The organism is Microbulbifer sp. A4B17 (assembly GCF_003076275.1).
Classification (GTDB): domain Bacteria; phylum Pseudomonadota; class Gammaproteobacteria; order Pseudomonadales; family Cellvibrionaceae; genus Microbulbifer.
Map to the genome: position 1 here is coordinate 1,563,289 of NZ_CP029064.1, position 24,656 is coordinate 1,587,944.

Here is a 24,656-nt window from a genome sequence, read left to right on the forward strand (position 1 = left end):
CACAATCAATTTTTACCGATCATCAGTTATCCCAGGCTTTTGCTGGCTTACTACCACTGATTTCTCTATGGCAAGAGCAAAAGATGTTCAATAATTTTAAATTTTTCTTTTGAGATTTCCATATGGACAGATTATGCCAAAATTAGTGTCGACAGGCCCTAGGATATTGATGGGAAATACTTTTTCACCAAGGCATACAGAACTGCTGCCGTTTCAGCATCCAGTACACCGTCGTAATTTTTTTGGCGAAAATGTAGTTGGAATGCCCGGATTAAATTCTTATATCCATTATCAGTAGACGCACCTGAAGTATCATATCCGTATAGGCTGAGTTTGGCTATGATGTCTGCTTTAGCAGGCAGAGCCATGCTGAACATATCCTGATAGGTTTCCTTGCTCACATCATCGTACCAAGCTCCTATACCCGCAGCGTAAAGCTCCTCCCAGGGGAAGGCTGCACCGGGGTCACTCTTTCTTCCTGGAGCGATATCACTGTGTCCTACAACATTGGTAGGCGCAATATCAGGATAACGCTGTAGGATATTAACTGCCAGCTCTTTAACAGCATCTATTTGCGTTGGGTTATATCGAGGGAAGGTAAAGGTTTCATTAATTTCAGTAGCTAAATTAACTATCTCTATACCAATAGATGTGTCATTCAGGTTACTGCGTTCGGCCCATTCGCTAGCGCCTGCGTGCCATGCACGTTCGCTTTCATCAACTAAGTTAAAAATACGCATACCCTTAAAGCCTGCATCAATATACGTTTTCTCCGAAGGATCAGGAACAAGATAATGGGTGCTTACTTCGGATCCAGTTAGTCTAACTGTAGATGCCTTAAAATCCTCGGCAGTATAGTGCATTACCAGAAAGCGAATACGGCGGTTAAAACTCTTAACCGAACGATAGCTGTTATAATCAATTAAATACATAGAGCCTCTGTATATAAATTAATCGAATTTTCCAAATACTCTACGATTCAACTTTTCTCTCAAATGATCTAGGACTTTCTTGATCACTTTAGGTATCTTTGATGCGGACAATCACTTTTACAACATCGCCGCATTCACGACATATTTTTATATCGACGTTGAATTCGTACTTTAACCTTTAAGCTCCAATTTAGTATCTGGACGTTTAAGGAATTTGTCCTTATATTGCATACACTTGTATTGATGTTGCAACATTGCTAGTTGGAAAAGGTGAGGGGTTAACAAAGTCTTGGCAGTCCCGCAGTGCGTGCGCTCGGCACTTTTTTTGCTGTGAGTGAGGATTGTATTTGAGACACTCAAGTTGGGTCGTTGAGTGGCCAGGCAGTAAAGTTCAACAGGGCGTGTCGTCAATCGATAAACATAGAGTTGTTCAAATCTTTCCCGCCGCGCTCCTAATTACGCGGCTGCGGCCATCCCAACTCTCTCAAGCTGGATATTCCAGGGTAACAGTGCCTCAAAATCCTCGACGGACTGGCAGTGAGGAATCTGCTCAAATACCCCGACATAATACTTGTAGGAGGCAAGGCCGTTTAGCTTGGCTGCGCGAATCAAACTGAAGTGCAGGCATAATCTTTAGCGCCATTGACCAAATGGGAGCAATAACTATTTGACCTGCATAGCCTTTAGGGCAGGCGACCTTCTCCCGCAACTCGACAATTACCCATATATCGGGGGTATGTAGTTCAAGCGCCCATGACGTTCGTAATCAACGAGTTTCTTTTGGCACCCACACACACAGGTTTTATCCTATTCTGAGACAGGGTTTACCATCTCCTTTCTTGGGAAATGCTCGACAAAGGTCTTTTTTGTTTTATTGAGACATTTGAGTTCAGTAATGTTAACCACGTCATCCTGGCCTTTGTTACTATCAGCATCGTTTTTCTCTACAGAGCCTTCATCTCTAACTTCTGCACTGTCGGCTAGTAGCCTTTGAGGATCATCGGGGGCTTCGTATCGCTCAGAGCGTCGTCCAAAGAGAGAGCGCTGCAGTTGTTTGAATTGAAACAATAGTTGATTGTAAGCCTTTTCAAACTGCTCGCACCGTTGGAGTGAGAGTTCACGTGTGAGCTGTTCAACTTGGAACTGTAGCGTATCATCGGTGGCCATTGGGTTTTCCGATGTTAATTTATGTATGGATTATACCATGGTAAGCTATTTCTTAGACTCTATACGTATCAATAAAAATGTGAAAAAGACAATTTTTCTGGTTCTTCTTACTGAGCAAACTCCAACCTGGAAAGCAGCACTGTAGCTGTGAAATCGACAACTTCATTGCGTCATTTCAAATGCTAGGAAAGATAAACCTCACTTCTCATTTCGCTTATAAAGGAGCCTGAATCCATTTTTCCCAGCAGAGCATACGAATTTAATCGAGCTCTTTATTACTAAAGACAAAGAGCTGACTGGATATTGGGTCTTTGTGTAATGTCTCAGACACCAACAGCACGATACCATTGACTTGTTTGCGAAAATCGATGGGCTGACGGTAAACTAGACTTTGCGGTTAAACGGTAGCCACATCGTATTTACAGATCCATAAGGTCTGGGATTTGTGCCAACAACACCGAACCATTGATCACTAGTTTTATGCTATTAAGGAGCTCTAATACACCCAGGTTTCCCGTAGTGAAAGTGGGAGACTTAATACCCAAGGGAACAAAGTCACAGCTATCAGACAAAGGCGCTTGTTTGGATAACTTGCGGTGCCAGTAGAGAAGCTGTCTGTAAATTAGATTGTTCTTACAAGTATAGGCGCGCTTAGATTGAGAGCTTTCCTAGTAGGTCCTGATATCGGTTTGACACTGCTGCTGATTCATGGGGCTTTCTTCCGAAGTTGAGGAAAGGGCTATCATGGCAGCCTGTTAGGGCAAGTTGAATAATGTGGTTCATGTACTGCTTATAAATAGTTGATGCCAGTTTTATTGATACGTCGAAGTAGTGGAATAGTCGAGAAGATAGCAAGGAAATCAAGTCAGGCAAGGTTCCAAGGCGAATCGATGAGAATCCAAATGTCAAACGCCATAAAGATCTTGATACTCGCTGGGCCAAGAAAAGCAGCTTCAAAAACAAATCGTAGATGAAAAAGCCGGATCAGCTCAAATTTAACTACGCCCTGTGGGCTCGTAAGGCTGTCATGGAGCTAATAGAACGTGAGTATGGCATAAAAATTCCAATTCGCACGGTTGGTGATTATCTGAAACGCTGGGGTTTTACACCTCAGAAGCCCGCCAGACGTGCCTATGAGTAAAACCCCAGAGTTGTTAAAAAATGGATGGAAGAAGACTATCCAGGCATTAAACAGCGTACGAAAAATGGAGGTGCAGAGATTTATTGGGGTGATGAAACGGACATTCGCAGTGACTGTCAGCATAAGCGCAACTATGCGCCAAAAGGAAAAACGCCCATTGTAAAATTAACTGCAAAGCGAGCTTCACTCAACATGATCTCACCGATTACAAATCAAGAGATAGTGCGCTTTCAAATTTACGAAGGAAGTATGAATGCCGACAGATTAATTGGCTTTCTTAAGCGATTAATCAAAACAGCAGGTCGAAAAGTTTACGTCATTCTAGATAATCTTAGCGTACATCATGCCCGAGTGGTTAAAACTTGGCTGTCAGAACATGAGGATGTGATAGAAATATTTTATTTGCCATCGTATTCACCTGAATTGAATCAAGATGGATATTTGCACTGCGACCTTAAAGGGGGTGTAAATAGTGGGATTCCAGCACGATCCAAGAAAAAGTTAAAAACAAAGTATTTTCTCACACGAGAATGCTACAGAGGAAGTCTGCGCGCATAGCTTCCTGTTTTAAGTGTGAGGCAATTAAATATGCAGTATAAATTAACTATTGGGTCACCGGATTAATAAAAATTGCCCGGTGCAAATTCTCTATTTACAGCATTAATTGTATTGGCGATAAATGTTTGTGCTTAAGTGTCGGTTAAAATATAATTTTTTCTTGTTGCCCCTCTAATGTAAATTGGGTTTTTTGATGGGCAGTTACTTCTCTTGCCAGGATTTTTTATTTGTTGATCTATATTGCTCTTATCCCAAAAAGTATATATTTCTGATAGATAATATTTTTGAGATGTTTCATCATAATTACAAGCTAGTACGACATAATCCTGACCACCAAATAGGCTTTGTAGATTTTTAAGTGAGGTATGTGAGTTTATATATTGTGATAGTTTGTCTGGAGTGCCTGGGTTTTTTATGACTTTATATGTTGTGGCTTTGAAATATTCTTCTTGAGTTAAATTGGAGCATGTTCCATGTTTTTCCCACTCATGTTTTGCTAAGAAGTTCCCATTGGGTTGCGTAATCATCAAATAATTACTCCATGTTGAATAGGATAATTTACTGCTAGAAAAGGTGTCTTTTCCAGGGCTATTTTTACAATAAGTTGGATAGGCTGATTTGTTGTTAATAGGGTTGTATTGTGGCCAAAAACCATGAGCAGATAACTTAGTTGCAGCATAGGTTCCGTATAATTCATCTGAACTGCATTTCTTAGTTTTTGTACATAGTTCTGGTTTCCAGCTAATAGCGAGCACATATAAGTCAAAGCATCCACTAGGATTACCTTTTATTTCACCAGTATTGGTAGGTTTGGGGCACTCTAGGGATAAAGTTTTGTCTGTATAAATGAAAAATAATAGAAATATATAATACAGTATTTGTTTTTTTAGTTTTCGCATTATTTTACTCTCGTGAATGATAGAGTAACTGGGATCAAGCCTATCCTGGCTATTATACAAACCCCTGGTAGCCCGCCGGGGATACGGAAACTTTTCGGCAGGCCCGGTTTCTTAATACGTAACTGAGTATCCGAAATCGAATTAGGATTTTCTTGATCACTTGAGGTATCTCCGATGTGGATAGTCACTTTTACAACATCGCCGCATCCACGACATATTTTTATATCGACGTTGAATTCGCGCTTTAACCTTTAAGCTCTAATTTAGTACCTGGGCGTTTAAGAAATTTGTTCTTATATTGCATTCACTTGTATTTATGTTGCAACATTGCTAGTTGGAAAAGGTGAGGGGTTAAAAAAGTCTTGGCAGTCCTGCAGTGCGTGTGCTCGGCACTTATTTTTTGTGAGTGAGGATTCTATTTGAGGCACTCAAGTTGTGTCGTTGAGTGGCCAGTCACCGAAATTCAAAAAGAAGTGTTGTCAATCGAAAAGCATGAGGTTGTGAGATCTTTCTGGCTACGCCGCTGCAACCATTCCAACTCTCTCAATCTGGATATTTCGGAGTAACAGTGCCTCATAATCCTAAGCGAACTGGCAGTTCGGAATCTGCTTAGAGGCTGTTTCATAACTTGAAATAGGCTATTCTCACGCAATTACATAGAAAGAAGTCCAGCAATAGTGAGCCGATTCAAGTCAGAGTTAACCAATTATCGATGAAAATTGATCGAACCTTGTCTTCCTGAGTTAAAACAAGGAAAGGGAAGTCCAAAACCCATTGATAATCGAGCCTGTTTTGAAGGCATCCTGTGGGTTTTGCGTTCTGGAGCGCGATGGAAAGATCTTCCTTCACACTATCCATCATCAAGTACATGCTGGAGAAGGCTTCAGTTTTTGGAAGAGCAAGGAGTTTGGTTACAAGCATGGAGAAGATTCCTGGAGCTGTTGGATCAACAGTCTTTGCTTAACTGGGAGGAGGTCTTTTCTGATGGCAGCTTTGCACCAGTAAAAAAGGGTTTTCGAAATCGGAAAAATCAAGTGGGGCAAGGGTTCAAAGTGGATGGTGATGGTCGATGGCGAAGGTATTCCACTGGGAGGCACCATTACTTCGGCCTCACCAGCAGAAGTAAAGTTATTACACCCATTACTTGATGTTATGTATAAAAATACAAAGATTCATCGCGTAGTTTATGATAAATCGGCGGACTCTGATCCTCTTCGAGATAGTCTGTTGAGTTGTGGAATCGACCTTATTTGTCCATTTATCGTGCTTTTTTCTATATTGCATGCATGTTAATTACGTTAAAGAAGTTATGAAATAGCTTCTAAGCACCTCCACACAATACCGCTAGGGGGCAAGGCCGTGGAGCTTGGCGGTGCGAATCAAGCTGAAGTTCAGGCACAATGCTTTAGCGCCATCGCCCGTTTTGCTAGGTATAAACCACATTATTCAACTTGCCCTAACAGGCTGCCATGATAGTCCTTTCATCAACCTCGGAAGAAAGCCCCTTGAATCCGCAGCAGTGTCAAACCAATATCAGGACCTACTAGGAAATTTCTCAATCTAAGCGCGCCTATACTTGTAAGAACAATCTAATTTGCAGCCAGCTTCTCTACTGGCACCGCAAGTTATCCAAACAAGCGACTTTGTCTGATAGCTGTGACTTTGTTCCCTTGGGTATTAAGTCTCCCACTTTCACTACGGGAAACCTGAGTGTATTAGAGTTCCTTAATAGCATAAAACTAGTGATCAATGGTTCGGTGTTGTTGGCACAAATCCCAGACCTTGTGGATCTGTAAATACGATGTGGCTACCGTTTAACCGCAACGTCTGGACTACCATCAGCTCATCGATTTTCGCAAACAGATGGATGGTATCGTGCTGTTGGTGTCTGAGACATTACACAAAGATCCGATATCCAGTCAGCTCTTTGACTTTCACAATAAAAAGGCCGGTAAAATTTGTATGCTCTACTGGGAAATAATGGATTTTAGCTCTTTTATAAATGAAATGAGAAATTGAGATTTTTCTTTCTTGGGATTTCAAATGACTTAAAAGAGTAATCGATTTCACAGCTACAATGGTTGCTATCTGAGCTAGGTTTTCTTAACAAAATGAACAAAAAAATTGTCTCTTTCATGATTTTGTTGAGACATATAGAGCCTCGGAAATAGTTCCCCATGGTATTGTCCACACATAAATTAACTCCGGAAAACCGAATAGTTACCGGTGATTTGCTACAGTACTAGCTTGAACAGCTCGCTCGTGAACTCAGGCTCTCGCTATAACTCGCGAGCAGTTTGTCTTCATGTTTAACTTCGGTGACTGGCTACCCAACGCCCCAACTTGAGAGTCTAAAATAGAATCTACACTCACAACAAAGAAAATGCCGAGTACAAGTAGTGCAGGACTGCCAAGGCTTTCTTTATCCCTCATCTTTTCCAACTGACAATATTGCAACATCAGTGAAAGTGAATGCAATATACGGACAAATTTCTGAAGCGCCCAGTTACTAAATTGGAGATTAAAGCGAGAATTCTACGTTGATTTCGAAATATGTTGCGAATGAGGCGCTCTTGAAAAAGTGATTTTCCGCATGAGGTGAATGACAGCCTGACACTACAGGAGACGGGGTCGAGACCTAGATATGGAAATCCAAACACATTCTCCTGCGCTACCTGCTGTGCTTGTGATTTTTGTCAAAATTATTTCCTCCTCTCCCGCCAATGCCCAGGTTTATGTTGAAGCTGATCAGTTGATGAAAGTGATCGAGGCGCAGGAAGCGCAAATTCAGCAGCAGAAAGCTGATCTAGAAGCTTTGCAACAACAGGTGGAGGAGTTGCGTAGGGCGAGGCCCCCAGAAAATTCCCCGGCCGAGCCAGTTCTGGTGGTGCCAATACCATCAGCCCCTCCATCGGGAGAATATAATGAGCCCATGAATGGCGTAGCGTTCGATGATTTTCAAGATCAATTAGAGCTCATACTCTACGATATCTCGCCGTCTCCTCGGGCCAGCGGAGATCCAAAGCATCCGGAACAGACGGATATCGAAGGAGTTATTTCCAGCGTACCGACCGCCTGGCCGGGGTCTATCCCTGTGCTCGGGAGTCGCACTCGAATAAAAATTAATGGATTCACCGAGCTGGATGCTAGCTATGACACCGGCGCCATTGTCAGCCCGGCTGAGTTCAGGACCAGTGCTATTGTCACCAGAGATAGAACGGCAGCGGAGGGTAAGGATGGTAAGACTAATGTTACCGTTCAGAATTCGACATTGAGCTTCAAAGCAAGAACGCCCTGGGGCGATCGTTTGATACAAAATGAATTTTCTATGGTTGCCCTTCAGGGTCCGACAGTCAGTGAGCCTTTTCTCAGTCTGGAACTGGAAATAGCATACGGCCAGGTCAGTGATATTTTACTGAGTGGAGACTTGCGGCTGGGCCTCGACTGGTCCACATTCAGTAATTTAACCGCCGTACCAAATACCCTGGACTACGAAGGGCCCAACTCAGTGATAACGCTAATACGTCCGGTTGCACGTTGGAATCGTAAATATGATCCAACCCTCACCCTACAAGTCTCTCTGGATGCGCCAACTGATCGAGTTTTTCAGAATGCACTGGAAGTATCTCGCTGGCCGGACTTTGTTGTAGCGGTTATTTCCCAGACAGATCGCATTAACTTTCAGGGCAGTTTTATCCTGCGGGACTTGCGTGGCAGTGGGGAACCACAGTCTGCCGTTTCGGATACCGGATGGGGTATCAATTTAAGTGGCGTGATTGATATGCCCGGTAAGCTTGCGCCGGATTTTGCCTCCTACTCCTTCAGCTATGGCTATGGCTATGGAAGCCTTATGGATGATCGGCCCCCTGATGCAAGCTATGACTTCGTCAATAATCGGCTGGAGGCGATTCCAACTTTCGGCTGGTATCTGGCCTATCAACACTGGTGGAGCCCGTGCCTCTATACTGTGGCAACCTATGGGCTGGTGGGTCAGGACAATCTGGACTTCCAGCCGGGCTCCTCATTTCATCAAACTCAATTCAGCAGTATTAATCTGACCTGGACCCCGACGTCACATTGGCTGTTTGGCCTTGAGGCCCTTTATGGAACCAGGGAGGACAAAGATGGAGCCTATGGTTCAGTCTGGCGGGCCCAGTTCACCAGCCGAATCTCGTTCTAGTGGTTTCAAATGTGCGATATCAATGGTGTTGCGCATTATTTTGTTATGCGATTATTTAACCTCCTGTAATTCACCGAGAACAGTTTGTGGAGTGCACACATAACTCTATTGCGCTATTCGAAACTCCAGGAAAGATAAATATCGATTTCTCATTTTGCTTTTAGAAGAGCCAAAATCTATGATCTTCCCAGTAGAGTATACGAATTTTATTAGCCTTGTTATTGCGAAAAAAAATAACTGACAGGATGTCAGATGTTTGTGTAATGTCTCAGACACTAACAGCACTAGACCATCCATCTGTTTGTGAAAATCGATGAGCTGACGGTAATCCAGACGTTGCGGTTAAACGGTAGCCACATCGAATTTCTAGGTCCATAAGATCTGGGAATTGTGCTAACAATACTGGACTATTGATCACCGGTTTATGCCATTTAGAAACCTTAATACACTCAGATTTTCCTTAGTGTCTGTGGGAGATTTGATATCCAAGGGAGCAAAGTCAGAGATATCAAACTCAGGAGATTGTTCAGATAGATTGCGGTACCAGTAGAGGAACTGGCGGACTTTAACCATATCATCCACTAAGTGGATGGTTGCTGGTTAATTTTTATTTTTTTCTTTCCCCTGGCATGCTATCTATTCGATGCTTTTTGAATTAAGGTGGCTTATTCATTACATTTAATTTCTCAAAGTAGATATAAAACGACCGACAAAAAATATAATTTATAAAATTCGGAAGTGCTAGAAGGGCAGAAATAATCAATACACTCAGGTAATCTAATCAGCATGAAATTTGATGCCAGAAAGCTTAGCACTGAAGAGCAGTACCTCATACGCAAAATTGCTGTCCGCGAGTATTTGATGGGTAATCTGAGGCGGAGGTCAGCCGTAGCTAAGGATTGAGGAGTAGAACTATTCTCCCATGGTTAAAGGTTGCTCGGGAAAACGGCATTGATGCATTATCTCCTAAAACTAGACCTGGGCGCGGTAGAAAGTTGTCACCTATCGAAAAGGAGAAAGTCAAACGCTGGGTTATTGGTGGTGATCCAAGGCAGTATGGTTTTGACTTTGGGTTGTGGACACGCCAGATAAATTCAGGTTTGATTTGTGAGAGATTCAAAGTTGAGCTCAGTGTATCCAGTGTCGGTACACTTTTACAACGGTTAGGCCTGACGCCACAAAAGCCGTTAAGAAGAGCTTACGAGAGAGATGAGAAGGTGGTGAAGAAATGGGTAAAGGAGGTCTACCCAAAGATTAAAACTTATGCGAAACAAACCGGTGTAGAAATATTTTGGCTGGATGAGGCTAGTATCAGATTAGACGATTCACACCAAAGGACATGGGGAGAACAAGCCAAAATTCCAGTAGTAAAACTAGTGGCCCAAGACGGTCAATTAACGCAATCTCAGCTTTTGGTAGGGTTGCAACTAGCCCCCTCTGGAGGCTTTCAATATACCACCCTCTATGCGGGTGGTATATTGATTATAGTACTTATCAGGGAGAGTTTGTTGCCATAGCATACCGACTGCAACTCTTGAAGATGGAAAAAGTATCTTGAAGGAAAAGCTCGTAAACTGAATTTGACCTGACAGAGCACCTCCTGAAAAACCGGTAACTGTCAGATCAAGTCTGAACTACTACAAGTTATCTAATATAGATCCTTCTCAAAAGTCGATAACTATCAGGTCGAGTATGAACCACTACACTTTACACATCTATGGTAAGCTGTGTCCACCCGAGCATTCCCGTGAGGTAACCTTGCAAAGTGTCACCGTCTTTCTGGTTTGCGACCTGTAAATATGCTTTGCTAAAATGATCAGGTCCAATTGGATAAAAGATGTATCGTTTGCTGTAGTATTGTGGTGTAATTGAAGAGCCATCTGTAAATTTACCGCTGCAGCTTCCAAATACCTTTTGGTAATGCGATGGTCGGCATCCTCTCCGGGATAACGCACGGGCCGTTTATCAACTTCCATGGCATACCCTTGCACAGCAAGCTCGGCACTAATGGCGCCTTTCAGTTCGGGTAAATAATCAAATAAACTCATTTCGGCTGGCAATCTAGATAATGGTGTCTTGTCATCGGTTCCTGCAGCTGAATAAAGCTTTCCATTAACCACTAGAGGTTCTTCAACCGCAATTTTCGCTCCATCTACCAGTAAAATTGCGGCCGCTACAGCCGCCGCACGTGCTTGTATGATCTCATCTTCGGCACCATGCCTTTCCCCAAATGTAACAATTGCTCCTTTGTTGATATTGCTCCAAAAAACTTTCGGATCCGGCATTCTCGCCCCTGGGTTGTTCTTCCCCGTTTCGTCTTCCGCTGTCGCTGTATGGTATGTTTTGTAAATCCCTAATACACGCTCTACGTCTTGATAGTTCGTTAAATCGCTTACTTTAGTGATTGCCATTGGTAATCTCTCTTTGCGTTAAAATTAAATGTTAGCTTGATAGAAATATTATTGTTTATCTAGCTTGGGCAAGTACAAAGTTAATAAGAGGTAGCGTTATTCTTTATGTTGCAACGTAAGCGGTACATGAACCACATTATTCAGCTTGCTTTGGCAGACTGGCATGATACCCCCTCCATCAACTTCGGAGGAAAGCCCCATGAGTCAGCAGCAGTGGCAAACCCATGTCAGGGCCTAAGAGAAAAGCTCTCAGTCCAAGCGCGCCTATACTCGTAAGAACAACCTAAACTACAGCCAGTTCCTCTACTGGTACCGCAAACTAACTGAACAAACTTCGGTGTTTGATACCCCTGACTTTGTTCCCGTGGATATCAAGCCTTCTACAGCCACTACGGGAAACCTGGGTATATTGGAGTTCCCCAATGGCATAAAGCTGGTGATCAATAGCCCGGTGTTGTTGGCGCAAATTCCTGGCCTTATGGACCCGTAAATACGATGTGGCTACCGTTTAACAGCAAAGTCTGGTTTTACCGTCAGCCCATCGATTTCAGGAAACAGATTGATGGTATCGTGCTGTTGGTGGCTGATACGTTACACAAAGATCCGACATCCGGTCAGCTCTTTGTCTTTCGTAATAAAAAGGCCGATAAAATTCGTATGCTCTACTGGGAAGGTCATGGATTTTGGCTCCTGTATAAGCGAAATGAACAGTCGAGTTTTATCTTTCCTGGCATTTCAAATGACGCAATAGAGTTATCGATTTCACAGCTACAGTGGTTGCTTTCCGGGTTGGACTTTACTCAGCAGGAAGAACCAGAAAAACTCTATTTTTCCAGCTTCTATTGATGCGTATAGAGCCATGGAAATAGTTTCCCATGGTATAATCAACGCATAAATTAACATCGGAAAACCCAATGGCTACCGATGATACGCTACAGTGCCAGGTTGAACAGCTTACATGTGAACTCAAACTTTCACTCCAATGGTGCGAGCAGTTTGAAAAGGCTTACAATCAACTATTGTTTCAATTCAAACAACTACAGTGCTCTCTCTTTGGTCGGCGCTCTGAGCGATACGAAGACCCTGATGATCCCCAGGGATTGCTATTCGAAAGTACAGAAGTTCGAGATGAAAGCTCCTTAGAGGGAAATGATGCTGATAGCGACAAAGATCAGGATGATGTGGTTAGTATTGCGGCACACAAACGTCATAAGAAAACAAAGAAGCCCTTTGCCGAGCACCTGCCAAGAAAAGAGGTGGTAATCCCTGTCTCAGAATCGGATAAAACCTGTGCATGTGGCTGCCAAAAGAAACTCGTTGATTACGAACGCCATGAGCGCTTGAACTACATCCCTCCGGTATATGAGGTGATTGTCGAGTTGCGGGAGAAGGTTGCCTGTCCCAAAGGCTGTGCAGGCCAAATTCTTATTGCTCCCAAGCCAAAGCATATCCTACCCAAGGGTAAGTTTACCGAATCCGTTCTAGCCCACCTCATAGTCAGCAAGCTTGATGATCGACAGCCGATCTATCATCTGGAAAATCAGTTTGAGACCCGTGCCGGTTTTATTGACTACGATATTGGAGCTTTGGATGCCACACCACTGCAGGTTCTTAATGAACCTGGCCGGCCAGCAAGCCGAAAATCTTATGCCTACTGTTTCCGAGGTGGTCCTCCAGGAAAGGAAGCGATCCTCTATGAATATAATGCAGCTGATCACAAAGATTTCGTAAATGACTGGTGTGTGGGCTTTAAAGGCACGCTGCATTGCGATGCTGACCCATTTTTTGAGTTTTTGTTTGAGCAGACAGCTGTAAACCCAAACCACTGCAATGCACATTCCCGTCGAAAATTTGAAGCCATAGCCAGAGCGGCGCAAGGGGATGGGCTAGCAAAGCAAGCAATGCACCTTTATAAGAAGCTCTATCAGGTTGAAAGGAGGGCCAAAGACAACCATCTATCATCGAAACAAAGGCATGAATTACGACAGCAAGAATCCAACCCCATTATGACCGTCTTTAAGTACTGGCTGGATGAGTACCATCCGCAAGTGCTACCCAAATCCCCGCCGGGCAAGGCAATGAATTACTGCCTGAAATATTGGAATGGGCTATGTGCATTTCTCAACGATGGCCGCTTAGAAATCGACAACAATTTGACTGAACAGGAAATCAAACCCTTTGTGATGGCTCGAAAGAACTTCCTGTTTGCATCTTCAGTCAATGGCGCTAGAGCACTGTGCCTGCACTTCAGTTTGATCCGCACTGCTACCCTGGAATATCCAGCTTGAGAGAGTTGGGATGGCCGCAGCCGCATAATATAGTGGTGCTGCTGGCAAGAAGGCGGACGTCTGTTGATTTGTCTGTTGATGACATAAGCCTTCCATGACTTGGCATTCAGCGGTGCTATCCCGGCACTTTAAATACAACCCTCACCTACGATCTGGTAAGATCGCTTACATTTGCTCTATCATGTCATTGGGCTTCTCTGTTACGTAGTTTATCGCCTAGAGATTGTTAGTCGTTGGTGAGTAGGATCAAAAGTGTTTAAAAATCTATGCAAGCAAATATATTTCGTATTTACTCCCTAAGCTTCACTTTGAGGTAATCATCGATTACCATTTACAGTGATGACCTCTACTAAGTATTAGTCATCATAATAATAAATAAAATATGAGAAATAATATATGTATGTAGCATCCAAAACAGCTTATGCCGATGGCATTTATAAGGCAGGAATAGTACCAAATAGTAAGCTACTTCAAAGCGTAATTTCAGTTGTAAGTGAACAGATTAATAATCCAACAAATAAGCCCAACGGAAAAGAGCTTGCATCTATAGATACTTGGGGGAGTAGTAAGAATGCCAAGAAATATATTGAGGCAACACATGCAGCTCTTCCAGCAGGGGGAATATCAATTACGTTTATAGGTGAAACACATGGCCTAGTTAAGGACCAAGGAGTTGCTAGATCCATAATAAACAATCATTCAGCAGCTGATTTGATTTACTACGAACGCGGCTTGAACTCTGGATATGGAGGTCCTTATGCTAATCCAGCTGTTGCAACAGGTACTGTGAGAGAAGAGGATTTAACTACAAGCTATGGTATCAGATGGGGTGTCAACACTTTTGGAGTTTCCCCTGCTCCAAGAGATATAGTTCTTGCCGGTTACTTAGTGTTGTGTGCAGCAAGTGGAAATCAAAATAATACTGCTAAAATATTGCTGCTTAGTGGAGAGAACCATGTTGGTGTGCTCCACCAATTCAATGAAATAGCTACGAAAGCAGCGCCTTGGCTGTTAAAGCGAAAAAGATTATTACATTTTGTAAAATCTCACGATACCTGTAAGGAAAATAAATGGGGCATTAAAAAAGTTTAATCGTATTTTAAGGTTCTGTCGCAAACTTTCTGTATGGCTGAAATACACCTATAGCCGGGGTAACGTTCAGAATTCTGTGTCATTTCTTTACTATTAGCAAAAAAGAGATGACCCATGACCAAGCTTACTTTTGACATGGATGTCACCGTTAAGGGGCTACGTGAGGGTAAGGATCTCAGTAGCAAAGATGGCAACCCTAAGACGAACAGCTCACTGAAGCTGCCGTGCAGGTGAAACTGGAGGAGCTCTTCGCCAGTGAGGACAAGCTCAACCACAAGCATGATTTGTAGTAGTTCAGACTTGATCTGATAGTTACGGGTTTTTCAGGAGGTGCTCTGTCATGTGAAATTCGGTTTACGAGCTTTTCCTTCCAGATACTTTTTCCGTCTTCAAGAGTTGCTATCGGCGGTTCGACCGCAGCACTTCTAATCCTGATGGGTTCTCTCATTTTTGTAATATGTGAGCTATTCATCCAGATCCTTGTAAGCGGTACATGAACCACATTATTCATTAAAATATGTAGTTTTTGTACCGCTTACGCTGAGTCTCTTTTTTTAATCAATCCATACCCTTGTGTAAACTCTTTTCTGTTCTGGAGTATCAATAAATCCATCCCGATCATGTAGGACTTTGGTGTTATCAATAAATGCCATATCTCCGGAATTCATATAAAAACTTAATGTATTTTTATCACTGTTTAGTTCGTTATCAAGGGTGTCTAATGCTTCTAGCACTTCGCTTGGTAAGGGTTGGTTTACTCGCTCGTGCCCTTTCTCAATCCAGTATCGCATATAGCGAATACTGAGCTTTTCATTTGAATATTCAAAAATAGGAAAGCGGTTTTTTAGTATATTGTCTATGTTTTTATTGCTGCCAGGAGTTACCAGGTCTCTGATGTAATTGTTATAAAGGATTTCCAGTTTCTGTGGGGCCGACTTTCTTAGGTTTTCATGTACTTGGGCGGCAGATATAATTTTTGATTTCCCACCTTCAATCGCTGGGGTTAGGCAGCATAATCCAAGTATATTTGGTTGTACTGTACGTTGGGAGCTGTCGGTGTGTACGCCTGTCGGTGCGTTTGTTTGAGATACTGGGATAGCTTCACTGGTATAGTCTTTTCCGGTATCTAGAATTCCATAGAGTCTACCGTAGGTATCAATAGTATTGCCCATTGCTAAACTAAGCTTTAGAAACAGGAGGTTGAGCGTTGGCTTGCTTAGCGATTCCTCTCCCTGGATCCATGCAACACCGCTACCAAACTCTATCTCATGCTTTATTTTTTTTGCCAGCTGGTCAAATTTAGGTGTTGGAACTGAATCCTGGTTTAAATCATTAATAGGCTTGCTTTGGTTTTTGGCCCAGTTCTCTAGAGATTCTACCTCAGCCTTCCAGTTAGAAGGCCACAAGAATTTCCAGTTGGATTTTGCGGTCATATCATTGGCGGTCCAGGCCTGTGCTTGAACTACTTCACTTGGGGCTAAACTAGTCATTTACTTGAACCTTAAATAAAACATGTAATGGATAGCCGGCTAATGGCGTGAAGAAATCGGGATCTAAATCGAGGTGCTCTTGTGTTACTGATAGTTCTTTGACGGTTGGTAGGGAGTTAAAACCGGCTAATGCCAATGCCTCAAAATAGTGCGAGAAATTTTTGTGTACACACCGAACTGAAACTGGTTTTCCGTCTCTCCGCCATATTTTTCCTTCAAAAGTCTGATCTATACCATCTAAATAGGTCATGTCACCATGTTGAAAGTAGAATGGGGGAGTTTCTTCTCGCATGAATGGCAGGCAGGGATGAGGTACCGTAAAAACAAAAGCTCCATCTTTTTTCAGCAGATTTTTGACTCTGCTCATAACTGCTGTCATTTCTTCTATCGTCAGGTAATTGAAAAGAAATACGGCGATGGCGTGATCAAATTTTTCTGTTGGGAAATTTGAATAAATGACGGCATTTCCGACTGTATATTCTGCGGTCTTTAAATTACCAGCCAGGGCTGTTTCTTTTGCTTGAGCAATCATTTCTGAAGAAGCGTCGACTCCAAATATAGAGCTTGCGCCCTGAGCTAATAGCATTCTAGATACATAACCCTCACCACAGCCCATATCAAGTATTCTTGCTCCAGAAATATCCCCGAGTGCCTCGATAACTTTGGGACGAGCAGTGAAGTCGCTAAGTAAAATTTTTTCTGAGCGACTCCAGCTATTTGCTTGCTTGTTATAGATGGATTCTGTCGATATTGGTAGGTTCATCCCTAACTGCTCCTTCAATTTTGGGGATAAAATGTGTTATGCATAAATTCGATTTGTTCAGGTTTGCTGCATAACGAGCGAAATATTTTCCAATATAAAATTTCAAATAAAATACCACTAGGAATTTCTTTTAACTGACTCATTTATCTTTGTATGTCTGTGAAGGCTGCCTCATAGTTATTCAGCTAACGGTCTCTCTAAATGTTTTCTGCTAGGTTGACTTTGTTCTGCTTGGTTTTGTGTTCTGTTTGGTGCTGGTAGTGCGGCGATTACGCAAGGGTAGATTTGGCATGTTATACGTAAGCATTATTGGTAGCTTGTCCATAATTAAATTTATTTTAATTCTTATTGATTAAGTTAAGGTAGCATGACTTTTCTCTTTTGAGTTGATATATGTCAAACAGGGCTAACTTTTTTGATGGAAGTTTAAAGAAATTCTTTAAGTTGACTTTATCTTTGAGGGGGATTGATTGGGTTAGTGGTGAGCGATTTAAGGAAATTAGATCATCGGGAATCTCTACCATTTTTATGACTATGATCAATCCGTTTCGTTAACGGTATGTCTTTTTATTGGCTTTATTGGCGTGTTGATGCTTTAAGCGGACTCATAAATTGCCTCTCTCTTGGCTAGGCTGATCTTATTGTGTCTTTAACTTTGCCAAGTGATTGGCATTTTATTCAATGTGAATCGATATGAGAGCAACCGCGATTGATTCGGTCGTTTTTTGCGATATTTTTAGTACTTCCGCAATGCGTGAGATTTTCTCGGATCAACAGCGTGTCCAGTACTATCTGGATGTTGAAGCGGCGCTGGCTAAAGTACAAGCCCGGTTAAAAATAATCCCTGCAGAGGCTGCAGAGGACATTACTCAACACTGTGACGCCAAGCAGATAGATTTTGTAAAGCTTAAGGAGCAAACGGAGCTGATTGGTTATCCGGTGCTGGGTGTTGTAGAGCAGCTAGTGGCACTGTGTAGTCGAGATTTAGGTCAGTGGTGTCATTGGGGGGCTACTACTCAAGATATTACGGATACGGCAACCGTCTTACAAATTAGGGCGGCGCTTGAAATTGTTGAGACGGAGGTCAATGGGATAGCAGATGCTTTAGCGAGCCTGGCCAAGCGTTTCAGGGATACGCCTATGGTTGGGCGCAGCAATCTTCAACAGGCGGTACCTATAACGTTCGGCTACAAGGCGGCTGTTTGGTTGGCTGGTATTCATCGCCATCAAGCGCGATTTAAAGAGATAAAGTCTCGGGCGTTTGTAGGGGAATTTGGTGGTGCGGCGGGTAATCTTTCTTCCTTGGGGCATCAGGGGCTAGAAGTTCAAAGGGGAATTATGCAGGAACTCGATCTCGGAGTACCTTGTATCGCCTGGCATACGATGAGAGATCGTGTTACCGAAGTGGCTTGTCTATTGGGGATGATTACTGGCACCTTGGGAAAAATTGCCCTCGATATAAAACTAATGGCGCAGACAGAAGTCGGGGAGGTGGCGGAGCCCCTTATATCTGGCCGGGGAGCGTCTAGTACAATGCCCCAAAAACACAATCCTCTATCAGCAGTTCTTATCAGCGGTACTGTCCCAGTGGTTAGACAGCAGGTTGCCTCTTTGCTGGAAGCGATGGTTGAAGACCATGAGCGGGCTACGGGCCCGTGGGAAATAGAGTGGATTGTTCTGCCGGAAATATTCTGCCTCACCGCATCGGTATTATCTCAGGCACGTTTTGCGCTAGAAGGACTTCAGGTATTTCCAGAAAAAATGATGCGAAATTTGGAGATGACTGGAGGTTTAGTGCTCTCTGAGGCTGTAATGATGGGACTAGGACCGAAACTGGGGCGTGAGAATGCCCACGATTTGGTTTACCAGATTTGCTGCCAGGCAATGGAGACGGGTCGTCCTTTTTCTGACTTGTTAAAGGAAGATAAACAGGTGTCAGGGGCTCTCTCTGATGCGGAGTTAGATCAACTTCTTGACCCTCATAACTATCTTGGATCATGCGGGGAGATGGTTGATGCAACGCTTGCTGGAAAAGAGCGCTGACTCAGTAACCTGCCGTTTCCCAATTGTCAGTGCTAGCTGCTGTGGATTGATTCTTGTGTCCGCTGCTCTTAATGCAAACTCTCTAAGATTAGAGTCTCAATCTTTATCTTGGCTGGTTTTTATTTTTTCAGTGAACTATTTTATTTTTAAATAGATACCTGAAGAAAATTTTGGTTATTTATTTAAAGATAGGGATTCTATAGCTGGAAGAAACTTAAAAATTAAGACAATCAAGAATCGATGCTTATTACTTGTGGTGTAACATATACAGTAATTTAGTCGATTCATGTTGTATTTAAGTGGTGATCTGAAGGGTGGGGTGATGGGCAGGTTTAAATTGGCATTGGCACAGTTGCCGTCAGTGAAAGGAAATATAGAGCGTAATATTGAGTCACATATCCATGCTGTAAAAGTCGCAGTAAGGAAAAAGGCCTCTATTGTGGTGTTTCCCGAGCTTTCATTAACTGGTTATGAGCCGGATCTGGCTGAACAATTAGCGCTTAAGATCGACGATCGACAGTTAAGCCCTCTAGCTGACTTGGCAGCTGACTGTGGTGTTTGGCTAGTTGTGGGTGCGCCTATTCGTCAGAAGAATGGTATTGCGATTGGTTCGCTCGTATTTTCTCCTCAGGGTGAGATTTCTGTTTATTTGAAAATACATTTGCACCCAGGAGAAGAAAAATGGTTCGTTCCCGGATCTGAATATCTATCACTGAACATCGAGGGTGAGACCGTAGCTCTGGCTATTTGTGCAGATGTGTGTAACCCAGGTCATGTTGCCACCTATGAAAAGCAGGGGGCTTCAGTTTATGTGGCAGGGGTATTGATTACTCCGACGGGATACCCGGAGGATAGTCAACAGTTGGCAAATTATGCTTTAGAGCACAATTTACTGGTGGCTATTGCGAACTTTAATCAGCCGACAGGTGGTTATTCCACAGCCGGCTGTAGTGCAGCTTGGGGGCCCGAAGGTGAGATTGTCAGCGCGAGTGATACAGCCAGCCAACTAGTTTGCGTTGAGCGTGACGATGAAGGGTGGTGTTCGGAGATTGTGTCTCTTTAAATGAACTGTTCTATAAGTGGTAGTTGCCAATAGCTTCCTTCATTTACTGGCTTCTAACTCTGCTACTAAAGCTGTCACCAATCCGGCTGCGGGAAGGGCTCGTGCGAGAGGGGCTCCCTGGCCCGCCCATTGAACGGCATATTCGTCATCGCCCGCTTTTGCTGCTGCCTGGGCCAGGGCTTTGCCGGCAGAATAAGCGATCGGGTAATCCGGCAGGGCAGGGGCATTCTCACTTAGCGCTTTGTAGAATTGATTGCTAATGCCCCGAGCCGGCCGCCCGGAAATATTGGCGGTGATCTCTGTATGTTGTGCGCGCTCACTTTGTAAGGCATTGCGATAGCTGTCAGAGGCTGCAGACTCAGGGCAGAGAACAAATGCGGTGCCCATTTGCACGGCACTGGCGCCGAGAGAGAGCGCCGCGCGAATGCCGGCCCCATCCATAATTCCACCTGCGGCAACGATGGGTAAGCTACTGTGGCAACACAGCAGTCGAACCAGTGCCAGTGTTCCCAATTCCTGATCATCCTCTGGGTTAAACACCCCCCTGTGCCCTCCGGCCTCAACACCTTGGGCAATTAGCACATCAATATTGGCAGCCTCGGCGAGCTCCGCTTCTTGAGGAGAAGTTGCCGTGGCCATCAAGATAATCCCTGCGCTTTTTAGTGCGGCGATAAACTCTTCTGACGGTAGGCCAAAGTGGAAGCTGACAACCGGTGGCTTTTGCTCCAGCAAAACTTCCAACATGGCCTTATTGCCAATAAATGTTGAGTAGGGCTCATTGATCAGCTTGGGAACTGGTGCATCGAAGGCAGCAAAATGTGGGGCGAGATGGGAAAGCCAGGCTTGCTCCCGTTGGGGATCTTTTGTCGGGGGCTGGTGGCAAAAGAGGTTTACATTAAAGGGGTGCTCGGTCTGGTCGTGAGTACAACGAATTTCATCTGCGGCTTTTTCTACTGAGCAGGCGCCGAGTCCGAGTGAGCCGAGTCCCCCAGCGTTGGATACAGCGGCGGCGAGAGCGGGTGTGGATACCCCGGCCATGGGTGCTGCAAAGATGGGATGGGAAATTCCGAGTTTTTCGAGTAATGGATTCATGGCCCTGCCTGTGAGTTGCGCTCCCTTTCTGGGCCACCTTAGTGCAGATTGTGCGAGGTAGCTATACCTCACAGGCGTTAGTGCTGCAAAAGTTTTTGGGGAGCGCGAACAGCAATCCTAGGTGGATTGCTTACAGGTGCAGGTTGAAACCGATGTATGGGCCTTTGATTTCAATATCGCTCTGCAAGTCGTCGAGCTCTTCCAGGTCGAGAGTCATTACGCGGTAACCAGCTTCGATAGCAAAGTCAACAGCCGGTACAAAATCCCAGCGCACTTTCGCTGTCAGGTCGGTATGGGTATCGCCACGGTAGGCTGTTGCATTGCCCTGGGCAATTACAGACCAGCCGGTAAATGGCAGGTCAAAGCGCGCCATGCCGTAGGCCATTGGCATGTAGCCAGTGAGGTCGACAGTCTCTGCCTGGGTATCGCTCACTGCGGTAAATTCACCGTCATACATACGCGCGGTCAAACCGACATCTAGGTTTACCCAGTTGTCCAAAATTTCGTAGTAAAAGGTGGCATCAGTGTGGGTCAGGCTCAGATCTGTGCGGATTTCTGAGTTGGCAGTGAAGGTTTCATCATCAAAAGTCACTGAGGCTTCCAGGGTATCGTCACCATCGGTATCGATATTGCTATGGGCCAGAAGCACATTGGGTATCAGGGGGATCGGGTGTTCCAGGGCGACCTGCAGGAAGGTGATATTGTCTTCTGCCAGGGATAGGTTATCCAGTTTGTATTCGTCGGCACCGATATTACCGCTATAGCCTGGCAACCAAGCGCCAGCAGTAGCATCAAGGCCGAGGATAGTATCTGCGCTTGCGGTGGCGCAGGCGAGGAGGGTACTCAAGGCAAGTGCGGATTTCTTCATTGACTTCTCTCCGTGATGAATTTGTCGCGGAGTTTACAGATAAATTTTTCCTGTGCCGCGGCTAAGTTGCACATTTTTACAAATCTTTAATGTTTTCCACTGGTAAAAATGGTGCGTTTGGGTATTGCCTGTTAGGAAATTGGCCGCTTCTTTCCTGTCTTTTCTAAATAGCTGCTTCGAACAGCATCTGTTGTAGCGCGCTGGCGGGATTGCTCAATGTTCGGCCCCGGTGACTGATTACGCCAAGGTTTCGCAGTACTTGCAGTTTTTTGACTGGCAGTACCGCCAGGCTGCTGTCCACCAGCGTATGGGGCAAAACGCTCCAGCCGAGACCGACACAGGCCATCATTTTAATGGTTTCCAGGTAGTTGGTTGCTAGCTTAGCGGTGAGCTTTAATCCCTGGGCATCAAACTCCCTTTTGATCAGGCGCCCGGTATAGGTATTCATATCCGGCAGTATGGCGGGATAGTTGGCGAGGTCGGTGAGTTCCAGCTCTGGCAGCTTTGCCAGGGGGTGATCTGGGGCCGCCACCACAACACAGGGGTCGGGCCAGATGACTTCGGCATTCAGGTGCGGATACTCCTTAAGTGCCAAGGTGACCACTGCCAATTCATATTTGGCGGCCATCAGGGCTTCGTAAGCTTGTTCCGAGTCGACAAAATCGATGTCCAAGGCAACCTGTGGGTAGCGGAAACTGAACTCTTTCAGCACCGGGGGTAGGTGATGCAGACCTACGTGGTGGCTGGTGGCGATACGCAAGCTGCCGCTGACCGAGTTGCTCAATGCGCGGAGTTCTCGTTCGGTGTCGCTGACTTCATTGAGTATATGGCGAGCGCGGGGTAGCAGGGCGCGGCCGGCATCGGTGAGCTGCAATCGCCGTCCGATGCGGTCAAACAGCGGGGAGCCCAGTTGCTGCTCCAGGGCAGCCAGGCGCTTACTCATGGCGGGCTGGGTCAGGTGTAGCAGCTCGGCGCCTTCGGATACCGAGCCCTGTTCGGCGATTGCCAGAAATGCCCGCAGCCACTGTAGTTCCAAGCTGTTTCCCCTGAAGTGGTTTGTCGATAAAGGCCCCGATTGAGCCTCTGTATAAATGGCCGAGACGCCAGAGGATGGATCTTACCTCAGTTTGGCTTTTGAATTCCATTTAGGAATACTTTAGATAATAAATATAAATTGGTGTTATTTGTTGGGTCTGGGTAGACTCAGGCTCTTAACTACTGAGAGGAATGGCTGTGGCAGGGCAAACACTCTACGACAAACTCTGGCAGGACCACCTGATCAAGAACTGTGATGATGGCTCCTCACTTATCTATATCGACCGCCACCTGATTCACGAGGTGACCTCCCCGCAGGCGTTTGAAGGCCTGCGTCTGGCTGGTCGCAAACCTTGGCGCAAGGATTCGCTAGTCGCCACTCCCGACCACAATGTGCCTTCCGAGGCGGCCGAGCGCGCCGCTGGCGTCAGTGGTATTCGCGATGATATCTCCCGAATCCAGGTGCAGACCCTGGATGAAAACTGCCGTGATTTTGATGTAGTCCAGTTCGGCATCAATGAGCCGGGGCAGGGTATTGTGCATGTGATCGGGCCTGAGACAGGTGCGACACTGCCGGGTATGACGGTGGTTTGTGGCGACTCACATACCTCCACTCACGGGGCGCTCGGCGCCTTGGCCCATGGTATTGGCACTTCTGAGGTGGAGCATGTGATGGCTACCCAGTGCCTTACCCAGAAGAAAATGAAGAATATGCTGGTTCGCGTCGACGGCCAGCTGCGCCCAGGTGTCACTGCAAAAGATGTGGTGCTGGCGATCATTGGCAAAATTGGCACTGCTGGCGGTACTGGTTACGCGATCGAGTTTGGCGGCGAAGTGATGCGCAATATGTCCATGGAAGGCCGTATGACCGTGTGCAATATGGCCATTGAAGGCGGTGCTCGCGCGGGGATGGTGGCGGTAGACCAGATCACTCTTGATTACGTGAAAGGCAAGCCCTACGCGCCGAAAGACGAAATGTGGGATCGCGCAGTTGAGGCCTGGAGCCACTTGCACTCCGATGACGATGCGGTATTCGACGAAGTCGTGGTATTGGTTGGTGAGGATATTGAGCCGCAGGTCAGCTGGGGCACTTCCCCTGAGATGGTGGCGCCGATCAGCGCCCAGGTGCCTACCCCCAGTGACGAGAGCGATGCCACCAAGCGTACGGGCATGGAGCGAGCGCTGGAATATATGGGGTTGAATGCCGGCCAGAATATCAGCGATATCAAACTGGATCGCGTATTTATCGGCTCCTGCACCAACTCCCGAATTGAAGATCTTCGCGCAGCAGCAGAAGTTGCCAAGGGCCGTTACAAAGCGGATAGCGTTAAGCAGGTACTGATTGTTCCGGGCTCCCAGGCCGTAAAAGCCCAGGCTGAGCGCGAGGGGTTGCACGAGATTTTTGTTGAAGCCGGTTTTGAGTGGCGCGAACCGTCCTGTTCCATGTGTCTGGCGATGAATGCGGACAAGCTGGGGGCGGGAGAGCACTGTGCTTCCACCTCCAACCGCAACTTTGAAGGGCGCCAGGGTTACGGTGGCCGCACGCATCTGGTGAGTCCCAGTATGGCGGCAGCTGCTGCAATTGCCGGCCACTTTGTCGATGTGCGAGAGATGGCACCGGTACAGCTGTAAGA

General features: G+C 45.2%; 22 protein-coding genes and 2 pseudogenes. 13 read left to right on the top strand and 11 right to left on the bottom strand.

Going from position 1 to position 24,656, the window contains the following annotated elements; translation table 11 throughout:
* Window positions 1–158 precede the first annotated feature (158 nt).
* From BTJ40_RS06995 to tnpB (BTJ40_RS23105), 4 genes and pseudogenes are all read right to left on the bottom strand, one after another.
* Window positions 159–932, bottom strand: a complete 774-nt coding sequence (locus BTJ40_RS06995; protein WP_108732409.1) for an N-acetylmuramoyl-L-alanine amidase — start codon at window positions 930–932, stop codon at window positions 159–161.
* 456 nt (window positions 933–1,388) lie between these two features.
* The gene (locus BTJ40_RS23100; RefSeq protein ID WP_157953945.1) at window positions 1,389–1,544 is read right to left on the bottom strand and encodes a transposase domain-containing protein; all 156 of its coding nucleotides are present in this window, start codon (window positions 1,542–1,544) and stop codon (window positions 1,389–1,391) included.
* Between the two features lie 195 nt (window positions 1,545–1,739).
* Complete coding sequence (locus tag BTJ40_RS07005) at window positions 1,740–2,099, bottom strand: hypothetical protein (RefSeq protein WP_108732411.1); 360 nt, start codon at window positions 2,097–2,099, stop codon at window positions 1,740–1,742.
* A gap of 259 nt (window positions 2,100–2,358) precedes the next feature.
* Window positions 2,359–2,475 (bottom strand): annotated as a pseudogene (tnpB, locus tag BTJ40_RS23105) (IS66 family insertion sequence element accessory protein TnpB); the annotation flags it as partial.
* 594 nt (window positions 2,476–3,069) lie between these two features.
* Between tnpB (BTJ40_RS23105) and BTJ40_RS07015 the strand changes: the two are divergent.
* A complete protein-coding gene (locus BTJ40_RS07015; protein ID WP_108732413.1) occupies window positions 3,070–3,240 on the top strand; it encodes a winged helix-turn-helix domain-containing protein in 171 nt (56 codons plus the stop codon).
* Window positions 3,241–3,255: 15 nt separating this feature from the next.
* Window positions 3,256–3,798: pseudogene (locus BTJ40_RS07020) on the top strand (IS630 family transposase); the annotation flags it as partial.
* 131 nt (window positions 3,799–3,929) lie between these two features.
* Here BTJ40_RS07020 and BTJ40_RS07025 read toward each other — a convergent pair.
* Entirely contained in the window at window positions 3,930–4,697 is a 768-nt protein-coding gene (locus BTJ40_RS07025) for a hypothetical protein (RefSeq protein WP_108732415.1), read from the bottom strand.
* Between the two features lie 719 nt (window positions 4,698–5,416).
* Here BTJ40_RS07025 and BTJ40_RS23110 point away from each other — a divergent pair.
* The 4 genes from BTJ40_RS23110 (at window position 5,417) to BTJ40_RS07045 (ending at window position 10,394) form a co-directional block, all read left to right on the top strand.
* On the top strand, window positions 5,417–5,845 hold the full coding sequence (locus BTJ40_RS23110; protein ID WP_108732416.1) for a transposase: 429 nt from the start codon (window positions 5,417–5,419) through the stop codon (window positions 5,843–5,845).
* Between the two features lie 697 nt (window positions 5,846–6,542).
* A complete protein-coding gene (gene tnpB / locus BTJ40_RS23115) occupies window positions 6,543–6,716 on the top strand; it encodes an IS66 family insertion sequence element accessory protein TnpB (protein WP_369974283.1) in 174 nt (57 codons plus the stop codon).
* 625 nt (window positions 6,717–7,341) lie between these two features.
* The gene (locus BTJ40_RS07040) at window positions 7,342–8,877 is read left to right on the top strand and encodes a hypothetical protein (RefSeq protein WP_108732418.1); all 1,536 of its coding nucleotides are present in this window, start codon (window positions 7,342–7,344) and stop codon (window positions 8,875–8,877) included.
* Window positions 8,878–9,776: 899 nt separating this feature from the next.
* Entirely contained in the window at window positions 9,777–10,394 is a 618-nt protein-coding gene (locus BTJ40_RS07045; RefSeq protein ID WP_108732419.1) for a winged helix-turn-helix domain-containing protein, read from the top strand.
* 198 nt (window positions 10,395–10,592) lie between these two features.
* On the opposite strand, the gene BTJ40_RS07050 is transcribed toward BTJ40_RS07045, so the two are convergent.
* Window positions 10,593–11,288, bottom strand: coding sequence for a hypothetical protein (locus tag BTJ40_RS07050; RefSeq protein WP_108732420.1), 696 nt, complete (start codon window positions 11,286–11,288; stop codon window positions 10,593–10,595).
* A 337-nt stretch (window positions 11,289–11,625) separates the two neighbouring features.
* Here BTJ40_RS07050 and BTJ40_RS22225 point away from each other — a divergent pair, with 337 nt between their 5' ends.
* The 4 genes from BTJ40_RS22225 to BTJ40_RS07065 all read left to right on the top strand — a co-directional run bounded on the left by BTJ40_RS22225 (window position 11,626) and on the right by BTJ40_RS07065 (window position 14,668).
* Window positions 11,626–11,778 (top strand): hypothetical protein, encoded by a 153-nt coding sequence (locus tag BTJ40_RS22225; RefSeq protein ID WP_157953947.1) that lies wholly within the window; start codon window positions 11,626–11,628, stop codon window positions 11,776–11,778.
* A gap of 5 nt (window positions 11,779–11,783) precedes the next feature.
* Window positions 11,784–12,134 carry an IS66 family insertion sequence element accessory protein TnpB gene (tnpB, locus tag BTJ40_RS07055; protein ID WP_108732421.1) on the top strand — a complete coding sequence of 117 codons (351 nt, stop codon included), beginning with the start codon at window positions 11,784–11,786 and terminating at the stop codon, window positions 12,132–12,134.
* Window positions 12,135–12,202: 68 nt separating this feature from the next.
* Window positions 12,203–13,576 (top strand): transposase, encoded by a 1,374-nt coding sequence (locus tag BTJ40_RS07060; RefSeq protein WP_202862867.1) that lies wholly within the window; start codon window positions 12,203–12,205, stop codon window positions 13,574–13,576.
* Between the two features lie 396 nt (window positions 13,577–13,972).
* Complete coding sequence (locus tag BTJ40_RS07065) at window positions 13,973–14,668, top strand: hypothetical protein (RefSeq protein ID WP_108732422.1); 696 nt, start codon at window positions 13,973–13,975, stop codon at window positions 14,666–14,668.
* A gap of 554 nt (window positions 14,669–15,222) precedes the next feature.
* On the opposite strand, the gene BTJ40_RS07070 is transcribed toward BTJ40_RS07065, so the two are convergent.
* Window positions 15,223–16,158 carry a TauD/TfdA family dioxygenase gene (locus BTJ40_RS07070; RefSeq protein ID WP_108732423.1) on the bottom strand — a complete coding sequence of 312 codons (936 nt, stop codon included), beginning with the start codon at window positions 16,156–16,158 and terminating at the stop codon, window positions 15,223–15,225.
* Window positions 16,151–16,921 carry a class I SAM-dependent methyltransferase gene (locus tag BTJ40_RS07075; protein WP_108732424.1) on the bottom strand — a complete coding sequence of 257 codons (771 nt, stop codon included), beginning with the start codon at window positions 16,919–16,921 and terminating at the stop codon, window positions 16,151–16,153. The genes BTJ40_RS07070 and BTJ40_RS07075 overlap by 8 nt, the downstream gene beginning before the upstream one ends.
* Before the next feature lie 693 nt (window positions 16,922–17,614).
* Here BTJ40_RS07075 and pcaB point away from each other — a divergent pair.
* Complete coding sequence (gene pcaB / locus BTJ40_RS07080) at window positions 17,615–18,964, top strand: 3-carboxy-cis,cis-muconate cycloisomerase (protein ID WP_108732425.1); 1,350 nt, start codon at window positions 17,615–17,617, stop codon at window positions 18,962–18,964.
* Window positions 18,965–19,286: 322 nt separating this feature from the next.
* Window positions 19,287–20,027 carry a carbon-nitrogen hydrolase family protein gene (locus BTJ40_RS07085; RefSeq protein WP_157953948.1) on the top strand — a complete coding sequence of 247 codons (741 nt, stop codon included), beginning with the start codon at window positions 19,287–19,289 and terminating at the stop codon, window positions 20,025–20,027.
* Between the two features lie 39 nt (window positions 20,028–20,066).
* Here BTJ40_RS07085 and BTJ40_RS07090 read toward each other — a convergent pair whose 3' ends face one another.
* From BTJ40_RS07090 to BTJ40_RS07100, 3 genes are all read right to left on the bottom strand, one after another.
* A complete protein-coding gene (locus BTJ40_RS07090; protein ID WP_108732427.1) occupies window positions 20,067–21,119 on the bottom strand; it encodes a nitronate monooxygenase family protein in 1,053 nt (350 codons plus the stop codon).
* A 130-nt stretch (window positions 21,120–21,249) separates the two neighbouring features.
* Window positions 21,250–21,987, bottom strand: a complete 738-nt coding sequence (locus BTJ40_RS07095; RefSeq protein ID WP_108732428.1) for a TIGR04219 family outer membrane beta-barrel protein — start codon at window positions 21,985–21,987, stop codon at window positions 21,250–21,252.
* A gap of 163 nt (window positions 21,988–22,150) precedes the next feature.
* The gene (locus tag BTJ40_RS07100; protein ID WP_108732429.1) at window positions 22,151–23,023 is read right to left on the bottom strand and encodes a LysR family transcriptional regulator; all 873 of its coding nucleotides are present in this window, start codon (window positions 23,021–23,023) and stop codon (window positions 22,151–22,153) included.
* A 197-nt stretch (window positions 23,024–23,220) separates the two neighbouring features.
* Here BTJ40_RS07100 and leuC point away from each other — a divergent pair, with 197 nt between their 5' ends.
* Window positions 23,221–24,654, top strand: a complete 1,434-nt coding sequence (gene leuC / locus BTJ40_RS07105; protein WP_192879388.1) for a 3-isopropylmalate dehydratase large subunit — start codon at window positions 23,221–23,223, stop codon at window positions 24,652–24,654.
* Window positions 24,655–24,656 lie beyond the last annotated feature (2 nt).

What these genes read in the sequence shown, in the direction of transcription:
- BTJ40_RS06995 (WP_108732409.1), bottom strand. Translation starts at nt 932, where the DNA reads ATGTATTTAATTGATTATAACAGCTATCGTTCGGTTAAGAGTTTTAAC.
- BTJ40_RS07005 (WP_108732411.1), bottom strand. Translation starts at nt 2,099, where the DNA reads ATGGCCACCGATGATACGCTACAGTTCCAAGTTGAACAGCTCACACGT.
- BTJ40_RS07015 (WP_108732413.1), top strand. Translation starts at nt 3,070, where the DNA reads ATGAAAAAGCCGGATCAGCTCAAATTTAACTACGCCCTGTGGGCTCGT.
- BTJ40_RS07025 (WP_108732415.1), bottom strand. Translation starts at nt 4,697, where the DNA reads ATGCGAAAACTAAAAAAACAAATACTGTATTATATATTTCTATTATTT.
- BTJ40_RS07040 (WP_108732418.1), top strand. Translation starts at nt 7,342, where the DNA reads ATGGAAATCCAAACACATTCTCCTGCGCTACCTGCTGTGCTTGTGATT.
- BTJ40_RS07050 (WP_108732420.1), bottom strand. Translation starts at nt 11,288, where the DNA reads ATGGCAATCACTAAAGTAAGCGATTTAACGAACTATCAAGACGTAGAG.
- tnpB (WP_108732421.1), top strand. Translation starts at nt 11,784, where the DNA reads ATGTGGCTACCGTTTAACAGCAAAGTCTGGTTTTACCGTCAGCCCATC.
- BTJ40_RS07060 (WP_202862867.1), top strand. Translation starts at nt 12,203, where the DNA reads ATGGCTACCGATGATACGCTACAGTGCCAGGTTGAACAGCTTACATGT.
- BTJ40_RS07065 (WP_108732422.1), top strand. Translation starts at nt 13,973, where the DNA reads ATGTATGTAGCATCCAAAACAGCTTATGCCGATGGCATTTATAAGGCA.
- BTJ40_RS07070 (WP_108732423.1), bottom strand. Translation starts at nt 16,158, where the DNA reads ATGACTAGTTTAGCCCCAAGTGAAGTAGTTCAAGCACAGGCCTGGACC.
- BTJ40_RS07075 (WP_108732424.1), bottom strand. Translation starts at nt 16,921, where the DNA reads ATGAACCTACCAATATCGACAGAATCCATCTATAACAAGCAAGCAAAT.
- pcaB (WP_108732425.1), top strand. Translation starts at nt 17,615, where the DNA reads ATGAGAGCAACCGCGATTGATTCGGTCGTTTTTTGCGATATTTTTAGT.
- BTJ40_RS07085 (WP_157953948.1), top strand. Translation starts at nt 19,287, where the DNA reads ATGGGCAGGTTTAAATTGGCATTGGCACAGTTGCCGTCAGTGAAAGGA.
- BTJ40_RS07090 (WP_108732427.1), bottom strand. Translation starts at nt 21,119, where the DNA reads ATGAATCCATTACTCGAAAAACTCGGAATTTCCCATCCCATCTTTGCA.
- BTJ40_RS07095 (WP_108732428.1), bottom strand. Translation starts at nt 21,987, where the DNA reads ATGAAGAAATCCGCACTTGCCTTGAGTACCCTCCTCGCCTGCGCCACC.